General features: G+C 73.2%; 17 protein-coding genes. 8 read left to right on the plus strand and 9 right to left on the minus strand.

Features of this window, described 5'->3' with window-relative positions:
* Positions 1-49 precede the first annotated feature (49 nt).
* Both RKE38_RS16950 and RKE38_RS16955 read right to left on the minus strand, forming a co-directional pair.
* Complete coding sequence (locus tag RKE38_RS16950; protein WP_316008644.1) at positions 50-808, minus strand: GAF and ANTAR domain-containing protein; 759 nt, start codon at positions 806-808, stop codon at positions 50-52.
* A 187-nt stretch (positions 809-995) separates the two neighbouring features.
* Positions 996-1,664 carry a GAF and ANTAR domain-containing protein gene (locus tag RKE38_RS16955; protein ID WP_316008645.1) on the minus strand — a complete coding sequence of 223 codons (669 nt, stop codon included), beginning with the start codon at positions 1,662-1,664 and terminating at the stop codon, positions 996-998.
* A 224-nt stretch (positions 1,665-1,888) separates the two neighbouring features.
* Here RKE38_RS16955 and RKE38_RS16960 point away from each other — a divergent pair, with 224 nt between their 5' ends.
* The 3 genes from RKE38_RS16960 to RKE38_RS16970 are packed head-to-tail and all read left to right on the plus strand — an operon-like array spanning position 1,889 to position 5,092.
* On the plus strand, positions 1,889-3,259 hold the full coding sequence (locus RKE38_RS16960) for an ABC transporter substrate-binding protein (RefSeq protein WP_316008646.1): 1,371 nt from the start codon (positions 1,889-1,891) through the stop codon (positions 3,257-3,259).
* Complete coding sequence (locus tag RKE38_RS16965; RefSeq protein WP_316008647.1) at positions 3,252-4,256, plus strand: sugar ABC transporter permease; 1,005 nt, start codon at positions 3,252-3,254, stop codon at positions 4,254-4,256. Before RKE38_RS16960 ends, RKE38_RS16965 begins: the two co-directional genes overlap by 8 nt.
* Entirely contained in the window at positions 4,253-5,092 is an 840-nt protein-coding gene (locus RKE38_RS16970; protein ID WP_316008648.1) for a carbohydrate ABC transporter permease, read from the plus strand. Before RKE38_RS16965 ends, RKE38_RS16970 begins: the two co-directional genes overlap by 4 nt.
* A gap of 27 nt (positions 5,093-5,119) precedes the next feature.
* Here the strand turns inward: RKE38_RS16970 and RKE38_RS16975 are convergent, their stop codons facing one another.
* Positions 5,120-6,043, minus strand: coding sequence for a cytochrome P450 (locus RKE38_RS16975; RefSeq protein ID WP_316008649.1), 924 nt, complete (start codon positions 6,041-6,043; stop codon positions 5,120-5,122).
* 118 nt (positions 6,044-6,161) lie between these two features.
* On the opposite strand from RKE38_RS16975, the gene RKE38_RS16980 reads away from it, so the two are divergent.
* From RKE38_RS16980 to RKE38_RS16995, 4 genes are all read left to right on the plus strand, one after another.
* Positions 6,162-6,407 carry a hypothetical protein gene (locus RKE38_RS16980; RefSeq protein ID WP_316008650.1) on the plus strand — a complete coding sequence of 82 codons (246 nt, stop codon included), beginning with the start codon at positions 6,162-6,164 and terminating at the stop codon, positions 6,405-6,407.
* A gap of 265 nt (positions 6,408-6,672) precedes the next feature.
* Positions 6,673-7,119: a hypothetical protein gene (locus RKE38_RS16985; protein WP_316008651.1), complete on the plus strand. Its 447-nt coding sequence runs from the start codon at positions 6,673-6,675 to the stop codon at positions 7,117-7,119.
* A complete protein-coding gene (locus RKE38_RS16990; protein WP_316008652.1) occupies positions 7,116-8,345 on the plus strand; it encodes an NRAMP family divalent metal transporter in 1,230 nt (409 codons plus the stop codon). The genes RKE38_RS16985 and RKE38_RS16990 overlap by 4 nt, the downstream gene beginning before the upstream one ends.
* 47 nt (positions 8,346-8,392) lie before the next feature.
* Positions 8,393-9,187, plus strand: coding sequence for a hypothetical protein (locus RKE38_RS16995; RefSeq protein WP_316008653.1), 795 nt, complete (start codon positions 8,393-8,395; stop codon positions 9,185-9,187).
* A 96-nt stretch (positions 9,188-9,283) separates the two neighbouring features.
* Here RKE38_RS16995 and RKE38_RS17000 read toward each other — a convergent pair whose 3' ends face one another.
* From RKE38_RS17000 to RKE38_RS17015, 4 genes are all read right to left on the minus strand, one after another.
* Complete coding sequence (locus tag RKE38_RS17000) at positions 9,284-9,817, minus strand: hypothetical protein (RefSeq protein ID WP_316008654.1); 534 nt, start codon at positions 9,815-9,817, stop codon at positions 9,284-9,286.
* A 64-nt stretch (positions 9,818-9,881) separates the two neighbouring features.
* Complete coding sequence (locus RKE38_RS17005; protein ID WP_316008655.1) at positions 9,882-10,199, minus strand: WhiB family transcriptional regulator; 318 nt, start codon at positions 10,197-10,199, stop codon at positions 9,882-9,884.
* A gap of 19 nt (positions 10,200-10,218) precedes the next feature.
* Positions 10,219-10,848, minus strand: coding sequence for a flavodoxin family protein (locus RKE38_RS17010; protein ID WP_316008656.1), 630 nt, complete (start codon positions 10,846-10,848; stop codon positions 10,219-10,221).
* 40 nt (positions 10,849-10,888) lie between these two features.
* On the minus strand, positions 10,889-11,956 hold the full coding sequence (locus tag RKE38_RS17015; RefSeq protein WP_316008657.1) for an NAD-dependent epimerase/dehydratase family protein: 1,068 nt from the start codon (positions 11,954-11,956) through the stop codon (positions 10,889-10,891).
* 266 nt (positions 11,957-12,222) lie between these two features.
* Here RKE38_RS17015 and RKE38_RS17020 point away from each other — a divergent pair, with 266 nt between their 5' ends.
* Positions 12,223-13,242, plus strand: coding sequence for an FUSC family protein (locus RKE38_RS17020; RefSeq protein ID WP_316008658.1), 1,020 nt, complete (start codon positions 12,223-12,225; stop codon positions 13,240-13,242).
* A gap of 81 nt (positions 13,243-13,323) precedes the next feature.
* Here RKE38_RS17020 and mgtA read toward each other — a convergent pair whose 3' ends face one another.
* Both mgtA and helR read right to left on the minus strand, forming a co-directional pair.
* Complete coding sequence (gene mgtA, locus RKE38_RS17025) at positions 13,324-16,011, minus strand: magnesium-translocating P-type ATPase (protein ID WP_316008659.1); 2,688 nt, start codon at positions 16,009-16,011, stop codon at positions 13,324-13,326.
* Between the two features lie 110 nt (positions 16,012-16,121).
* The gene (gene helR / locus RKE38_RS17030) at positions 16,122-18,311 is read right to left on the minus strand and encodes an RNA polymerase recycling motor ATPase HelR (RefSeq protein ID WP_316008660.1); all 2,190 of its coding nucleotides are present in this window, start codon (positions 18,309-18,311) and stop codon (positions 16,122-16,124) included.
* Positions 18,312-18,399 lie beyond the last annotated feature (88 nt).

Below are 18,399 nucleotides of genomic sequence, written 5' to 3' on the forward strand. Positions count from 1 at the left end.
GTCGCTGGCAACCCTCGGTCGCGTGCGGCCTGACGCAGCGTGGGTCTGCTCAGCCGGCGGCCGCGGTCCCGGACGCGGGCTGCCCGGTCCGACGCGGCTCGGGCAGCTCACCGGTCTGCTCGACCTGGGCGGCCACCTCGCGCAGCTTGCGGTTGAGGCGTTGGCTGGTGGCCCGCAGCAGGTCGAAGGCCTCCTCGGACGTGACCAGCCGACGGGCCATGATGATGCCGATCGCTGTGCCGATCTGGCGGCTGCTCGACAGGGCTGCCTCGAAGTTCGAGGAGTCCTGGACGCGCAGCGCGTGCTCGACCGACAGGGAGGCGAAGGGGGCCAGTACGGAGGCGACGTCCACCGCCTCGTCGCCGAAGGCGTCCGCGTCCCGGGTGTAGAAGTTGAGCGCCGCGAGGTCGCTGCCCGTGACCGTGAGCCGGACGGAGAGCATGCTGTGCACGCCGGTGCGCTCCACGCAGCTGGGCCCGAACACCGGCCATCGGTCGTCGCCCTCGAGGTCCCCGGTGAGCTCGACGCCCTCGCTGGCGGCGTCCAGGCAGGGTCCCTCGCCCACGGCGTACTGCAGGGCGTCCACCTGCTCGGGCAGCGGGTCGCTGGCTGCCAACGTGCGCGGCGGGTGCTGGGCGCGGATGAGGGTGAGCCCGCAGTGCTCGGTGCCCGGAAGTATGCGTGCACCGAAGCGCACCACCCTGCCCGGTTCGATGGCACCGCTGGTCGCTGAGGTGAGGACCGCCCCGATCTCGGCGAAGTGCGCGCCGAGCGAGGCGGCTGCTGCTGAGCCCATCTCTCTGGTCACTGGCCACCCGTCCTGTGGTCGAATGCCGAGGCGTCCTGCCGGTGCGGAGTGCCTCGGCCTGGGACTGCCCACGGTAGTCGCCTACGGACGTTTGGTGCAGGTCGTGACGGTCTGCCCCCGGTCAGCAGCTGCCTGGGAACGGGCGGACGGACGGGCGTCCTCGCTGGTCGGCAGGGGAGTCAGCCGGTCAGGCGTCCTCGAGACGGCTGTTCGCTTCGTGAGACGCGGATGCCAACCGCCGCACCGCCTCGTGCTCCGAGACACGGTGCGCCGCCATGATGAGGCCGACGGCACGCCCGAGCTCGCGCTCCTCGTCGAGCCGGTCGCGCAGCGCGTCGGCGTTCTCGCGCCGCTCCACCGCGGTCAGGGCCACCGAGGCGAACCCGGCGAGCAGGGCGGCCTGGTCGGCGACGGCCTCGGTGAACACGCCCACCTCGTCACTGAACAGGTTGAGCGCGGACCGGCTGCGGCCCTCGGTGAGCAGCTGGTACCCCAGCATGCCGCGCACCGGCGTCCGGTCGAGCACGAGCTCGGCGAGTCGTGGCCAGGTGCTGCGGCCGGCGATGTCGGGGTCCCGCTGCACCGAGTCCTGCTCGATGCTGTCCAGGCACGGACCCTCGCCCGCCTCGGTCTCGAGGCGGTCCATGAGCCGGGCGACGTCGTCGTTCGCCGCCCGCGTCACGAGGGACTCATCGGGCCGCAGGCTGGCCAGGCTCACGTGGTCGGCTCCCGGCACGGTGCGGGCGACCAGCGCGACGATCTCGTCGAGCACGGCGGCGGAGTCGTCGCCGCGGTAGACCCGTTCCGCCACGGCCCGGAAGGCGCGGGTGGCGTCGGGTGGGAAGGGGAGGGACATGGTGACACTTCCGTCGGGTGCGAGCGTCCTCGGTGCCTGGTCTCGACCCGGCCGCTCGACCCCCCATTCGACACGACCGGCTGCTCCAGCGCCACCCGGCCACCTGGTCGCGAGAAGCGTTCCCCCGAGAAGCGTTTCTCCGGCGAGAAGCGTTTCTCCGACGACAAGCGGGGTAAGCGGCTCTCGGGTGCCGCCGCCGGGGCGGCATGAGGAGGAGTGCGCGCATGACGGTTCGACGGACGACCACGGCCCTGGTGCTGGTCTCGGCCCTGGCCACCGGTGCCTGTGCCGGGGTCGGCTCGAAGGGCAACGACTCCGGCGGGAGCTCGGGCGGCGCCGCCGAAGGCAAGCCCTCGGGGAGCCTGAACATCATGGGGTTCGGCGGGGAGGACGAGGTGGCGCAGGCGCGCATCACCGCCTTCCAGCAGGCGTACCCCCAGGTGAAGGTGACCCACAACAAGGGCGACTTCGACGCCCAGCAGTTCCTCACGGCGCTGTCGAGCGGCAACCCGCCCGACCTCGTCTACATGGACCGCAACCTGATCGGCACGTATGCCGCGAAGGGCGTCGTCGAGCCGCTCACCGACTGCGTCAAGCAGCAGTCGATCGACACGAGCCAGTACCGCCCGGCGGCCATGCGGTCGGTGACGTACAAGAACACCGTCTACGGCATCCCGGAGTTCTACATCGTCCAGGTCAACCTCGTCGACGCGAAGTCGCTGCAGCAGGCCGGCGTGGACCCCTCCGCGATCCAGACCAAGGACTGGGGGGCGCTGGAGAAGACCGCGACGCAGCTCTACAAGCACTCGGGCAACAAGATCCAGCGGGTCGGTTACGACCCCAAGCTCCCCGACTCGTTCCCGCTGTGGGCGCTCATCAACGGCGCCCAGCTGGTCAAGGAGGACGGCTCGCCGAACCTCGACGACCCCAAGGCCGTCGAGGCGCTCGACTACGGCGTGAAGCTGGTCAAGGACCAGGGTGGCTGGACGAGCTTCAAGGCGTTCCGCGACTCCTTCGACATCTTCGGCGACACCAACCCGCTCACCAAGGGCACGATCACCGCGTTCCCCATGGAGAACTGGTACGTCAACGTGCTGCGCGACTCCATCCCCGCCGGGCTGAAGCTGGCGGCCACGCAGATCACCGACCGCTCCGGCAACCCGGTCAGCACGCTGGGGGGCTCCACCTGGGCCATCCCGAAGGGCGCCAAGAACCCGACGGCCGCGTGCGCCTGGATGAAGACGATGACGTCGACCGAGACGTGGATGAAGGCCGCCGACGCGCGGATCGCCAAGGTGCAGAAGGACAAGAGCTTCTTCACCGGCCTGTTCACCGCGAACACCAAGGCGGACGAGCAGATCCGTGCCAAGTACCTCAAGGCCGCGCCCGACCCGGGCTTCGACCAGGCCATCAAGGAGTTCTACGCGACGCTGGACAAGGCGAGCGCGCTCAACCCGTCTCCGGCGGGCGCCGAGATCGACGCCGCGTGGAAGAGCGCGGTGGCCCGCGCCCTCGGCGGCCAGCCCGCCCAGCAGGCCCTGGGCCAGGCCCAGAAGGAGGCGCAGGCGGCCTTCGACAAGGCCAGCCGTGGCTGAGCTGGTCACGCCGCGACCCCCGCTCGAGGAGCCCGCGCCGGGTCCTTCCGCCTCATCGCGGAAGGGCCCGGCGCGGGCGCGCTCCCCGCGCGGCCGCGGCACGGTGCAGGGCCGTGAGACGCGCGCAGCGCTGGCGTTCATCTCGCCCTGGATCCTCGGCTTCCTCGTCTTCACCGCGGGTCCGATGCTGGTCAGCCTGGTGCTGTCCTTCACCGACTACTCGCTCGTGGGCCAGACCCACTCGGTCGGCGTCGACAACTACCGCCAGCTCTGGGAAGACCCCCGCGTCCGCCAGTCGCTGGCCAACACCTTCGTGTATGCCGCGCTGTTCGTGCCGATCGGCACGGTCGTGGCGCTCGGGCTGGCCATGCTGCTGGCCGGGGTGGGCCGCGCCAGCGGCTTCTTCCGGACCGCGTTCTACCTGCCGGAGATGACCCCGGCAGTTGCCGCGGCGGCGCTGTTCCTGTTGCTGCTCAACGGCCAGACGGGCTTGGTCAACACGGTGCTCGGGTGGTTCGGCATCGACGGGCCCAACTGGACGACCGACCCGGCGTGGCTCAAGCCGTCGCTCGCGGTGGTCAGCCTGTGGTCGATGGGCGGCACCATAGTCATCTACCTGGCCGCGCTGAAGAACGTGCCGCGCCAGCTGCACGAGGCGGCCATGCTCGACGGCGCCGGGCCGATCCGCCGGTTCTTCAACGTGACGCTGCCGATGATCTCGGGTGCGGTGTTCTTCACCGTCATCACGAACACCATCGCGGCGCTGCAGATGTTCGACCAGGCGTACACGATGTTCTACGGCCCGCAGCAGAAGGCGACGGCCTCCGACGCCTCGCTCGTCTACATGGTCTACCTGTTCCAGAACGCGTTCCAGTTCTTCAAGATGGGCTTCGCGTCGGCCATGGCGTGGCTGCTGTTCGTCATCATCATGCTGATCACCGTCGTGCAGCTGCGGGTCGGCAACAGGGTCGTCTACTACGAAGGGGACACCCGGTGACCACGCGCGTCCATCCACTGCTGCGGGCGGCATACGTCGTCCTGCTGCTGGCCGCCACGGCCTGCTTCGTCTACCCCCTGGTGTGGCTCGTCAGCGCGTCGCTGAAGCCGAAGTCGGAGGTGTTCGACAACCGGCTCGTCCCGCGGCACGTTCAGTGGTCGAACTTCGTCCAGGTGTGGGACGCCGGCCCGGTCCTGCGGTGGCTGTCGAACTCCGTGGTCGTGGGAGTCATGGCTGCGACGACGGTGACGCTGTCGAGCGCGCTGGTCGCGTTCGGGTTCGCCTACTTCAGGTTCCGCGGGCGCGGGCTGCTCTTCGGGCTCGTGCTCTCGACCATGATGCTGCCCGGCGCGGTGACGATGATCCCGGTGTACCTCATCTGGAACAAGCTCGGCTTCGTCGACACCCAGGTGCCGCTGTGGGGCCAGAACCTGTTCGGGACCGCGTTCTACATCTTCCTGCTGCGGCAGTTCTTCCTGGGCGTCCCGCGCGAGCTGTTCGAGGCCGCGCGCGTCGACGGCTGCTCGTACTTCGGCCTGTTCCGCCGGATCGCCCTGCCGCTGTGCCGCCCCGCGCTCGTCATCGTCTTCGTCTTCGAGCTCAAGGCGAGCTGGTCGGACCTCATGCGACCGCTCATCTACCTGCAGACGCCGGACTACTTCACGATGCCACGCGGCCTGAAGCAGATCGTCGACGCGTACGCCCTGAGCGGCGAGTACCACTGGGAGATCGCCATGGCCGCGACGCTCATCGCGACCGTCCCGATGATCGTGGTGTTCGCGTTCGCCCAGCGGTACATCCTCGACGGCCTCGCCACGTCGGCGAGGCAGGGCTAGCAACCGAACCCGTGCCGCGGGGCCGGGTCACCCGGCGCGGACGTCGTCCGCAGGGACGAGCCTGACGCCGCTGGCCGGTCGGGTCGGCATGCGGTGGTGCGACACGCGGAGGTCCTGCCGGGGCAGCCGCCACCGCCGTGTGGAGAGGAGCACGGCGGTCACCGCGACCAGGCCGAGCGTGACGTCCTCGCCGGGGCACCGGTGGCCCGTGGCCACCACGCCGCCGCCCTGCGGCACGAGGGCGTCGCGCTCCCAGCCGCCTGCCTCGGGCAGGAACCGAGCCGGGTCGAACGCCAGTGGTGCCTGCCAGTACCGGGCGTCGCGGTTGGTCCCGACGACGTCGAGCAGCAGCCGTGTCCCCGCAGGCAGCACGTGCCCGCGGTGCACGACCTCCCGGCGCGTGAGCCCGGCCAGCAACGGCACGAAGGGCGTCAGCCGGCGCACCTCGTGGGCGAAGGCGACCGCCTCGGGGCCGGCCGGCGGACCCCCGGTGGGTGGCTCCCCGGGGACCGCCGAGCCCAGCGACCTGTCGCGGGCCTCGGTGCGTAGCCGGGCGGCCCAGTCCGCGTGCTGCGCCAGGGCCAGAGCGGCGAACGCGGCGAAGCGCGAGACCGCCACCGTCGGCCGCAGGAGGTTCTGCAGCTCCACACCGGCGACCGCCTCGGGCAGGAGGTCGCCCGAGGGTTCGGTCCAGTGGGCGACGAGCTCGAGGATGCTGCCGGGGTCCGCCCGCACCCGACCCCACCGCACGTCCCGGACGATCCCGCCGGCCCACGAGTCGGTGTGGGCGCGGTCCCACCGGGCACGCAGGTGCGCCGGCCCGGGCACCGCGAAGCCGTCGACGACGGCGGCCAGCCGTCGCGCGACCCGATCGGCCTCTCGCGTGTCCAGGCGGACCCCCGCCCACTCCAGCACGGTGCGTCCGAAGACGCGGACCGCGGCGTCCTCCACGAGGACCCGGTGGCCGGGCGCCCAGCGTGCCGACTCGGCGCCCCAGGCCCGCGCGGTGCGCGCGACGAGGTCGCCGGACGCGCGCGGGCTGGGTCGCCCGTACGAACAGGGCCTTGCGGTGGAGGTGCTCGTCGTCGTCGAGCCCGTGCACTGCGCCCCTGCCGAAGAGCGGGTTCGCCACGACACCCGGGGTGGCACGGTGGCGGCGCACGCGGTCGGTGTCGGTGAAGAGCCGCACCCCTTCGGGCCCGCGCAGGAGCAGGGCCGGCGACCCCATGCGCCGCAGCGGGACGGCGTCTGGGTCGTCCCCGCCGTGGCGCCGGCGCGCCCGGGCAGCGAAGTCGTAGCCGTGGAAGAGGAGTGAAGCGGTCGAGTCGGTCGCCGGGAAGCCGGGGCGTCGTCGACCCGCACCTGCAGGGGGTGAGGACGCGGGGACGGTCGTGTTGGCTGCCATGTGTGCGGGACTACCCGTTGGGGGACAACCCAACCCGCGAAACGGGGCACCGTTTTGCCCGTGCCGCGAGCGGGTACTTCTCCGGCATGGCCGACCGCGTGTGGCTCGTGCTGGGGTGGCTGGAGTATGCGGTGCTGCTCGCCACCCTCGCGTACTTCCTGCTCTGGCGGGAACGATGACGCGGCTGCGCGGCGCAGCGCCGGCGGTGCTGACCGGAGCGCTCCTGGCGACAACGCTCGGTGGGTGTGGGACCACGGTCGCCTCCTACCGTGAGTCGGCGTCGACCGCGGTGCAGACGCAGCTGGGCGGCGCGCGGACCGCGGAGCTGGCTGGGCGGTCCTGGCTCGACGGCAACCTGCCCGACGCGGCGGCCACCGTCATCGTCGGTGACGCGGACCGCACCGTGGGGGGAGCTGAGTCGGACTTCGCGGCGGCCGACCCGCCGGCCGGTGCCGGTGGCCTGCGTGCCTCGGTGACGCAGGCGCTCGGCGACACCTCCGACGCCGTGGCGAGGCTCAGGGTGGCGGTGGACCTCGGTGACCGCGGCGCGGTGGTCTCGGCGACGCGTCGGCTCACCGCCACCGCCGACCAGCTGGAGGCGCTGGGGGTGCGGCTGCGGTGAAGCGCTTCTTCGCGGTCGCTCTCGGGATCCTCACCGCCATCGGCGGTTTCGTGGACATCGGCGACCTCGTGACCAACTCGCTCGTCGGCGCCCGGTTCGGCCTCAGCCTGGCCTGGGTCGTCCTGGTCGGGGTGCTGGGCATCTGTGTCTTCGCCGAGATGAGCGGCCGGGTGGCGGCGGTCAGCGGGCGGGCGACGTTCGACCTGGTGCGCGAGCGGTTGGGTCCGAAGGCAGGGCTGCTCAACCTGCTCGCCTCCGTCGCCGTCACCCTGCTGACGATGATCGCCGAGATCGGCGGCGTCGCCCTCTCGCTCGAGCTGGCGACGAGCGTGAACCGCTACCTGTGGATCCCGGTCGTCGGGGCCGCCGTCTGGCTGGTGCTGTGGCGGGTCAAGTTCGCGGTGCTCGAGAACGTCTTCGGTCTCGCCGGTCTCGCCCTGCTGGTCTTCGCCGTGGCGGTCTGGAAGCTGGGGCCCGACTGGGGCGGCCTCGCGGCGTCCGCCGGCCACCCGGCGGTCCCGGTCCGCGAGGACGTGTGGAGCTACGCCTACTACGGCGTGGCACTGTTCGGTGCCGCGATGACGCCGTACGAGGTGTTCTTCTTCTCCTCCGGCGGCATCGAGGAGCACTGGAAGGCCAAGGACCTCGCCACCATGCGGGCGAACGTGTTCATCGGCTTCCCGCTCGGCGGCCTGCTCTCGCTCGCCATCGCCGCCACCGCGGCCACCATCCTGCTGCCGCGCGGGATCGAGGTGGACACGCTCGGGCAGGTGTCCCTGCCGGTCGTGGTGGCCCTCGGCAAGGTCGGCCTGGCCTTCGCGCTCCTCGGCTTCTTCGCCGCCACCTTCGGCGCCGCGTGCGAGACCGGTCTGTCCGTCGGGTACAGCATCGCCCAGTACTTCGGCTGGCAGTGGGGCAAGTTCGTCGAGCCCCTGCGAGCGGCTCGCTTCCACACGGTCGTCCTGCTCTCGTGCGTCGTCGCCATCGGCGTGCTGCTCACGACGGTCGACCCGATCATGGTGACCGAGTACAGCGTGGTGTTCAGTGCCGTCGCCCTCCCGCTCACCTACCTCCCCATCCTCGTGGTGGCGAACGACCGGACCTACATGGGCAGGTACCGCAACGGCCGGGTGGCCAACGTCCTGGGGAGCATCTACCTCGTGCTGGTCCTCGTCGCGTCCCTCGCCGCCATCCCGCTCATGGTCGTGACGGGAGCGGGCCAGTGAGCGGGACCGGGAAGGTGCGCGGGAGCGGGGCGGGAGGCCCGGGCGCCGTGTCGCGGTCCGAGGAGGTGCCACTGGTCCTGCGGCTGCTCGACCACCAGGTCGTGGGACCGCACGGCGAGCTCCTCGGCAACATCGACGACCTCGTCCTGCGCGAGGCGGGGGACGAGCTGGAGGTGGTCGCGTTCATGAGCGGCCCCGCAGGTCTCGCCCGTCGGCAGGGAGGCAGGGGCGGCCGGTGGCTGCACGCCGCCTGGGCCAGGCTCCATCCGCAAGAGCACCCGAGGCCCGTCGTGGTGCCGCTGACCGAGGTCACGAGGGTCGGGTCGGCGGTCGAGGTGTCTGCCAGGGCGGCGGAGGTGCTGGCGGGTTCCGCGGGCCTCGAGCTGTGGCTGCGGCAGCACGTCGTGGGGCGGCTGCCCGGCGCTCGGGACGGCGACCCGAGCACGGGAGGGGCACCAATGCGGCGCCGCGGGCTTCTGCCCGAGGCATACCTCCTGCAGGAGGGTGACCACACGACGAGCGAGCTGGTGGGCAGCCGCGCGACCGTCGGTGGTCGGGACCTGGGGTCGGTCATCGAGGTGCTCGCGGCTCCACGAGGACGGCGGGGCGGCCCCTGGGGGCGGCTCGTGCTGACGGACCTCGTCTGCTCACGGCGGCGCCTGGGAGCCGAGCTCGGCTACACCATGTCCGCCCAGGGACCCCGGCTCGTCGAGCTCGCGATGCGGGTCTGGCACCGTCACGACCAACGGGTCGACCTCCGGCACGTCGACATCGCCTGGACCGACCGGCGCCTGCAGGTGTCCGGGGCCGCCCGCCTGCGGCACCCCCGCGACGTCGGGTAGGAGCAGCCCGGCGTCAGTGGTGCTTGCGGCTGCCGAACAGGTAGAAGCCGACACCGCCCACGACGATGACGAGTACGAGAAGCAGCCAGAACCACATCAGGCCTGCACCTCCCCGCTGGCGGCCAGCACCCGCTGGGCGACGACGACGCGCAGCTGCTCGAGCCGAGCCTCCTGGTCGTCGGCGCGGTCGATGAGCTGCTCGAGGTGGTAAGGGTTCAGTGCCTCGACAGCAGGTGCCACGGCGCGCAGGGCGGTCCACGCGGCCCGCTTGGCGCGGACCGCCAGCGCCAGGCCCTCGAGTTCGACCAGGTCGCTGAGGGGGGAGCGGCGCACGAGGGTGCCGTTGGGCTTGAGGCGTCCGAGGCGTTCCCCGACCACGGCGACCTGTTCCTGGACCTTGGCCTCCGGGACCTCCAGCGCGTCCATGAGGGCGAGCAGCGCGGAGCGGTCCTCCGTCGCCTCACGGGCGAGGGCGGACACCTCCTCACGCAGGTGCGCGTCCTGCAGGGAACCGGCGCTGCGCTCGAAGAGCTCGAGCTCGCCCCGGGAGGCCACGTAGTGGTCCTGGAGGTAGCGCGTCAGCCACTGGTTGGCCGTCGGCGCTGCGGAGGAGTTTCTCGAGTGCGTCACAGGCGATCGGTACCCCGCAGGCGGGCCGGCCATGCGTCGAACCGGTCCCGGGCTGGCGCGGGCCTCAGGACGCCTTGAGCGTGGCGGGGGTCGCCCGGCGGACGCCGCGGGACTGGCTCTGCCGGATGACGTCGCGCTCGTGGGCTGTCAGGCCGCCCCAGACCCCGTAGTCCTCGGCGGCGAGGGCATGGGCGCGGCACTGCCGGATCACCGGGCACTCGCGGCACACCCGCTTGGCGGCCTCCTCGCGCTCGCGGCGGTTGGCGCCACGCGCGAGTTCGGCGTCGAAGAAGGAGCCCACGGGAAGGGTGCGGCAGCGCGCCTCGTCCTGCCACGCGTACGACTCGAGAAGGGGAGCGGGAAGTCGGTCTGGCTTGCGCATCTGGTGCCTCCGAAGGGGTTCAGGCGGCCGGCGGGTAGCCGCGGTCGCGGAGGAGGGCCGCAAGGTGCGCGGCGTTGGCGGCGGCGGTCCGGGTGGCGCTCGCCGTGCTGTCAGGGGTCTCGTCGAGGTCCTTGTAGTCGGTGCCGCTCATGGCCTCGCCGTTCCAGAACGTCACCCCGCTGGCAGGGATGGTGAAGCCGACGTCGCCCAGGGACTGGTAGAGGATCCCGGTGATGTGGTGGGCGCCGTCCTCGTTGCCCACGACGACGGCCAGGGCCACCTTGCCGAAGGTGCGCAGCCGCCCCTGCTCGTCGGTGTCGGACAGCTCGGCGTCGAGGCGCTCGAGGACGCGCTGGGCGACGCTGGAGTGCTGGCCGAGCCAGGTCGGGGTGCCGAGGACCAGGATGTCGGCGTCGAGCATGCGCTGGCGCAGCTGTGGCCACTCGTCCCCGTCGCCCATGTCGGCCTCGACGCCGGGCCGGATGTCGTGGTCCACCACGCGGACCAGCTCGCCCTGCACCCCGTGGGTCGCCAGCTGGTCGAGCAGCTGACGGGTGAGCACGTCGGTGCTCGACTCGGCCGGCGAAGGCTTGAGCGAGCACGTGAGGGCGAGGGCCCTCAGCGGGCGGTCGGTCGTGGAGGCGGACATGTCGGGCCCGTACCCGGCACTGTCGGAGGACAAACCCCGTTCAGGCGGTGGGTCGACGAGAGACCGGTCCCCGACCGACGAGGTTGCCCAGCTGCTCGAGCCAACGGCGCGGTCGCAGCGCCGGGCTGCCGCCGCCCTCGCCGCGCGCCATCCCCGCGACGGCCTCGGCCATGGCGTCCCGTGCGTCGTGCGCCGGCTGCCAGCCCAGCTCCTCCCGGGCGCGCCGGCTCGACATGGTCGGGACCACGCGGGCCATGTCCAGCCACCCGGGGTCGAAGGGCTGCAGCCGCAGGGTCCAGCCGAGTCCCGCGAGGGCCCGCAGCGCCGGCCACGGCAGGTGCACCGCCGGTGTGCCGAGGGCGCGCGCGACGTCCTCGCGCCCGAGCACGGGCTCGGCGGCCAGGTTGAACGCACCCGTGGCACGGGACAGGACGACCGCCACGATGGCATCGGCGACGTCGTCGGTGTGGGTGACCTGCAGCCGTAACCGCCGGTCCAGGGGCAGTACCGGGAGCAGCCGGAGCACGCCCTGGGGCACGAGGCTGGGCAGCATGTAGCGGGCGACCGCGCCGCCCGCCTCGGCCCGGACCACGAGTGAGGGCCGCACCCGAGCCACGACGGGAGTGTGGTCCGGCACGGCCTCGTGGGCGTCGAGCACGCGCTCGGCAGCTGCCTTGTGCCGGCTGTACGGCAGCTCGGGTGCGGCGCCCCCGGTCGGCCAGTCCTCCTCGACGGGTGACGGTCCGGGCCCGGGGGAGTACGCGCCCTGGGACGAGACGTGGACCAGGTGCGGCACGCCGGCCGCGGTCGCCGCCCGCACGACGGCCGCGGTTCCGCCCACGTCGAGCCTGCGGAGGAACGCGACGTCGCGGGTGGGCTGGAACCCCCACGCCGTGTGCACCACCGCATCCGCGCCCGACAGGACCTCGAGCAGGCGCGCGTCGCGGTCGGCGGCCGTCAGGTCCAGCTCCGTCCAGGCCACCCGGTCGTCGAGCCCCTCGACGGGAGTGCGTCGTGCGATGCCGCGGACCTCGTGGCCGTCGGCGAGCAGCCGCCGCACCACGGCGGAACCGATGTTCCCGGTCGCGCCGGTCACGGCGACGATCACGAGGCCGCTCCCCGGGGCGTGCTCTCCAGCGCTGTGTCCACTGCGCACCTCCGTGCGTGTCGGCTCCACGGTCCTCGGCCGAGTCCGGGCCCACGGCCTGCGTGACCGGTCGCGGCACGGAGGGCATGCCCCGCTTGGAGCCGCCGCAAACACGGCCGGCCGCCCTGGCCGCCGGCCGCCCAGCCCGCCCGGCGGGACCCGGGCCACCATCCCGACGCGGACCGGGGAGACTGGGTTCCCCGACCACGAACAGGAGCCATCAGCCCGTGACCCAGCTGGACCTGTGGCACCTGCGACCGCACCAGGGTGCGCACCGCGTCGCCGCCCGGGCGGCCGTCTCCGTGGCGGTGCCCCTGCTCGTGGTCGTGCTCGCGGGGCGTCCGGAGTGGTCCCCGTATGCCGCGTTCGGCGCCTTCGCCTCGCTCTACGGGCGCAACCACCGGCACCTGTCACGAGCCACCATGCAGGCGACAGCGGGTGCGGCGCTCTTCGGTGCCGTCCTGCTGGGCGTGCTCGTCGGGTGCCTGCCGCACGCCGCATGGTGGGCCGTCCCGGTCGCCGGCGCCGTGGCATACGCCGGCTCGCACCTGGCGCTCGCGCAGGACTGGCACCCGCCGGGCTCGCTCTTCCTGGTCTTCGCGTTCGGGGCGTGTGCCTCGGCACCGCACACGCCGGCGGACCTCGGTCCGGCCGCGGTGGTGACCGCCGGATCGGTCGTCTTCGCGCTCGCCGTCGGCGCGGTGGGCGGCGTGCTGCGTGGGTCGCGGTCGCCTGCGCTGCCCGTCCGGCTGCACCACTCGTGGCTGCCCGTGCGCGACGCGGTCGCCGTCGTGCCGGCCGGTGCCCTGGCCGTGCTGGCCGGCATCGGGCACCCGTACTGGGCCATGGTGGCCGCCGTCGCGCCGCTGACCGTGCGCGGGATGTCCGGGCAGCTGACGCGCGCCGTCCACCGCGTGGGCGGGACCCTCGTGGGCCTGCTCCCTGCGGCGGCCCTGCTGGCCCTCGACCTGCGCGGCGTCGGGCTCGTGGCGCTCGTGGCCGTCCTGCAGTTCGTGACCGAGCTGCTCGTGGGGCGCAACTACGGGCTGGCCCTGCTGGCCATCACGCCGCTGGCGTTGCTCATGGGGCAGGCCGCGCACCGCGTCCCGGCCAGCGGCCTGCTGGTGGACCGTGGGGTCGAGACGGTGCTCGGCAGCGTCGTGGGCGTCGCCGTGCTCGCGCTCAGCCACGCCTTCGGGCGCACGAGGCAGGGCGGGGTCACGCCCGACCCGGCGACGCCGTCCTGAGCGGGCCTGGCGACGACGGACCGGCGACGGTCCACCCGCGGGGCGGCGGCCAGAGAGCGAGTGACACGGCGCACGCGCCGGTCAGCCGCCTGGCGCGGGGTGCGACGCGTCCTGGCCCACGCGTCCTCCGGTGCTGAACCGCGACGCGCGACGGTGCACCCGGCGTGGCCGCACCGGGCGCGACGGGTGCCGCTCGATGCGGGGTGGCCCCTCGAGGACGGCGAAGAACAGCTTCTTGCCGACCTCGACGAGCAGCAGGTAGGCCGCGACCATCACCAGCAGCGTGGCGTAGAACAGGCCGGGCAGCGTCTGGAAGCCCAGAGTGTGCGCCAGCGGCGTCGCGGGAAGCACCGCGCCCGTGAGCACCACGCCCCACGCTGCAGCCGCGAGCGGCAGGCTCGGGGCGCTGCGGAAGAACGGGACGCGGCGGGTGCGGATCGCGAAGATGATGAGGGTCTGGGTCGCCAGGGACTCCACGAACCAGCCGGAGCGGAACAGCGCCGGGTCCGCGTGGAACATGTGCAGCATCACCCAGAAGGTCATGAAGTCGAACACCGAGCTGAGTGGCCCGAACACCACCATGAACCGGCGGATGAGGCGCATGTCCCAGTGCGACGGTCGACGCAGCTGCTCCGCGTCGACGCCGTCGGTCGGGATCGCCAGCTGGCTGGTGTCGTAGAGCAGGTTGTTGAGCAGGATCTGCGACGGCAGCATCGGCAGGAACGACAGGAACGCCGAGGCGCCGGCGGCGGAGAACATGTTCCCGAAGTTGCTCGACGTCCCCATCATCACGTACTTGATGGTGTTGGCGAAGATCCGCCGGCCCTCGACGACACCGTCGGCGAGGACGTCGAGGTCCTTCTCCAGGAGGATGACGTCGGCGGCGTCCTTGGCGACGTCGGTGGCCGAGTCGACCGAGATGCCCACGTCCGCGGCGTGCAGGGCCAGGGCGTCGTTCACGCCGTCGCCGAGGAACGCGACACCACTGCGCGTGGCCCGCTGCGCCCGCACGATGCGCGCCTTCTGCTCCGGGCTGACCCGGGCGAACACGACCGTGCCGGCCATGCGCGCGGCGAGCGTGGCGTCGTCCATCCGGTCGAGCTCGGAGCCGTCGAGGACGTCCTGCTCGCCCGGGTGGGACAGCCCGAGGTCGGCGCACACCTTCGCGGCCACGGCCGCGTTGTCGCCGGTGACGAGCTTGACGTCGACGCCGAGCCCCTCGAGCCGGGCGAGGGAGCGGTCGATGCCGCGCTTCGGCGGGTCGAGGAAGACGAGCAGGCCCTCGAGGTGGAACGCCCCCTCCGGTGGCGTGCGCCGGGCCAGCGCGATGACCCGGTTGCCGGCCGCGAACTCCGCGTCCAGCGCGTGGGCGACCCGGCTCGGGACCGGTCCGCACCGCTCCAGCACGGCCTCGGGCGCGCCCTTGACCACCTCGACGACGCCGTCGACCGGGCTCTCGCAGCGCACCGACGCCGTCCTCGTCTCGTGGCTGAAGGGCACCGACGACACCCGTCGCCACCGGGCGAGCCATGCCGCGGCGCGTGCAGCCTCCGGCGTCGACCACAGCGCCGCGTCGAGGGCGCTGCCGCCCACGGCACCGGCCGGTCCCTGGGGGTCCTCACTGCACAGCAACCCCCAGCGCAGGACCTCCACGGCGCGCCCCGGGGCGGTGGGGATGGCCCGGGCGAAGCCCACGCGCCCGTCGGTCAGGGTGCCGGTCTTGTCGGTGAAGAGGACGTCGACGTCCCCGATTTCCTCGATGCACACGAGCCGCTTGACCAGCACCTTGTGCCGGGTCATGCGGCGCGACCCGGCGGCCAGGCTGGTGGACACCACGGCGGGGAGCAGCTGCGGGGTGATCCCGACCGCGATCGCGAGGGAGAAGAGCAGCGCGTCGAGCAGCGGCCGCTGCAGGGCGACGTTGACCACGAAGATCGACGCGGTCAGCGCACCGCTGACCCAGACCAGGATCATGGAGAACTGCCGCAGGCCGGCCTGGAACCGGGTCTCCAGCTCGCGGGACTCCAGTCCGGCGGCGACCGTCCCGAACTCGGTCGACATCCCGGTCGCGACGGCGAGTCCGACCCCGGACCCGGCGTGGACGACCGTGCCCATGAGGGCGGCGCTCGTGAGGTCGCCCACGGCCGACCCCTCCGCGACCGGTGAGGTGCTCTTCTCCACCGGGAGCGACTCCCCGGTGAGGATGGACTCGTCGCACTCGAGCTCGACGGCCTGCAGGAGCCGCAGGTCGCAGGGGACCACGTCGCCGGCCCGCAACGCGACCACGTCGCCGGGGACGAGGTCGAGGACGTCGACGCGGCGGTAGGTCCCGTCCCGCAGCACCTCGGTCCGGTGGCGCACCTGGCTGTGCAGGGCGGCGGCCGCACGCTCGGCGCGGTACTCGTTCCCGAACCCCAGGCAGACCGAGAGCGCCACGATGACACCGATGATGACCGCGTCCGGGCGCTGGCCCAGGGCGAAGGACACCGAGGCCGCCACCACCAGCAGGACCAGCAGGGGCGAGCGCAGCTGGCGCCACAGGACGGCCAGCGCGCTGGCCCGGTGCGACGCGATCGCGTTGGCGCCCGCGGTGCGCCGGCGCGCGTCGGCCTCGGCGTCCGAGAGGCCCCGCTCCGGCACGACGTGCAGACCGGAGGCGACCTCGTCCGCAGGCCGGGCCGCGGCCCGGGCAACGGCCGAGCGCGGCGGCGCCGCCTCCCGCGAGGGCGCCGGGCCGGCGGTGCGCGCCCGCGGCCGCACGGTCGTCATCGCGGCACCGCGCGGTCGAGCGGGCGTGGCACGGACCGCATGCGTCGAGCAAACCTGCGTGACGGCATACCCGCGAAGGGCCCAAGGTCCCCACCGGCGGACCGGGCCCGTCAGCCCGCGAGGACGACCAGCTGCTGGGTGGCGCGGGTCATCGCGACGTAGCGGTCCACGGCTCCCTCGATGCCGTCGCCGAACGACTCGGGCTCGACGAGCACGACGAGGTCGAACTCGAGCCCCTTGGCCAGCTGGGGCGTCAGCGAGCGCACCCGCGCCGTCCCGGCGAACGACGGGTCGCCGATGACGCACGCGACGCCCTCGCCCTCGGCGTGCTCAACGAGCCAGGCGTCCACGACGCCCGGCAGGTCGGCGACGCGGCCGTGCACCACGGGTCGCCCGCTCGCGCGGACGGAGGTCGGGACGTTGGCGTCCGGCAGGGCGGCGCGGATCACCGGCTCCGCCTCGGCCATGACCTCCTGCGGCGTGCGGTAGTTGACCCCGAGGTGCGCCAGCCTGGCGCCGTCGAGGCCGATCCGGCCGAGCCGCTCCTGCCACGACTCGTGGAAGCCGTGCCGGGCCTGGGCGCGGTCGCCGACCACGGTGAGGCTGCGCGACGGGCAGCGCCCGAGCAGCATCTGCCACTGGGCGTCGGTGAGCTCCTGGGCCTCGTCGACGACGACGTGGGCGAACGGCCCGGCCAGCAGGTCGGGGTCGGCCGTGGGCACGCTCGCCTCGTCCACCAGGGCGGTCTGCAGGTCCTGCCCGCGCAGCATCGACATCACGTGCATCTCGGAGTCGTCGCTCGCGATGAGGTCGTCGACCACGCGCGACATCTCCTCGCGCTCGGCGGCCTGCACCGCCTCCCGCCGGCGCCGCTCACGCGAGGCCCGCGGGTCACCCAGGCGGCGGCGCGCGGCGTCGAGGAAGGGCAGGTCCGCGTCGGTCCAGGCGTCGGGCACCGCCCGCTGAAGGGAGCGCACCTCCTCGCTCGTCAGCCACGGGGCGCACAGGCGCAGGAACGCCGGGACGGTCCAGAGGTCGCCCACGAGGTCGGTCGGCTCGAGCAGCGGCCAGGCCCGCTCGACCGCGGCGCGCAGCTGCTCGTCCGAGCGCAGGGTCCGCGCGAGCAGCCGCTCGTCGACCTCGTCGACCTCGTCGCCGTCGCCGGCGCCACCTGTGTCCGCCTCCAGGCGCTCGGCCACCACGGTCGCGAGCTCGTCCCAGAGGTCGTCGCGGGCCTCGTTGTGCGGCGTGCCGGGCGCGGGCGCGTCGAGCACGGTCGCCCAGTCCTCGGCGTCGAGCCGGACCTCGCCCCACGGGGTCGACACGTCGAGCGGCTCCGTCGGCGCCTCCTCGTAGAACCGCACCGCCGCCTCGACCGCCGTGACCAGCCGCGCCGAGGCCTTGAGCCGCGCCACCTCGGCATCGGTCTCTGGCAGAGCCGTCGCACCCTCGGGGACCAGGTCGCGCAGGGTGCACGTCTGGACGCCCTCCTCGCCGAGGCTCGGCAGGACGTCGGCGACGTAGGCGAGGTACGGCTCGTGCGGGCCGACGAACAGGACCCCGCCGCGCCGGTGGCCGAGCCGGGGGTCGGAGTAGAGCAGGTATGCCGTGCGGTGCAGCGCCACGACCGTCTTGCCCGTGCCCGGGCCGCCGTCGACGACCAGCGCGCCCCGCGACCCCGCCCGGATGATGGCGTCCTGGTCGGCCTGGATGGTGCCGAGGACGTCGCGCATGCGGGGCGAGCGGGTGCTGCCGAGACTCGCGACGAAGGCGGACTGGTCGTCCAGCGACGCGGCGTGGCCCTGCAGCCCCTCGGCGGTGAAGACCTCGTCCCAGTAGTCGCTGACGCGCCCGCCCGTCCACCGGTAGCGCCGCCGGCTCACCAGCCCCATGGGGTTGGAGTGGGTCGCGCCGAAGAACGCCTCGGCGGCGGGGGAGCGCCAGTCGTGCAGCAGCTGGCGCCCGTCGTCGTCGCGCAGGCCGAGCCGGCCGACGTAGACGGGTTCGGGGTCGCCGGCGCGGACCACGTGCCCCAGGCACAGGTCGAGGCCGAAGCGGCGCAGCGCGCGCAGGCGTCCGCCGAGCCGGTGGACCTCGAGGTCGCGCTCGAGGGCCTCCTGTCCCGCGCGCACAGGTGCCCGGCGCTGCTCCTCGAGGCGCCGCGAGAGGGACGCCAGCGTCTCCTCCAGGGTCAGGCCGATGTCGCGGAAGTGCCGCTCGTCGTCGGCGATGAGGGTCGGATCGCCTTTGGCGGCAAAGCGTTCCGGGAGCGCGAACGCGCTCGTGGTGGGACTGGTCACGCGGGTCCTCCGTCTGTCCGGTGCGGTGTCCGGCCGGAAGTGTCCGCCACGACGGGGGCCTTGCCGCAAGCCCCCCGGTCCGCTATAC

Source organism: Phycicoccus sp. M110.8, assembly GCF_032464895.1.
Lineage (GTDB): Bacteria > Actinomycetota > Actinomycetes > Actinomycetales > Dermatophilaceae > Pedococcus.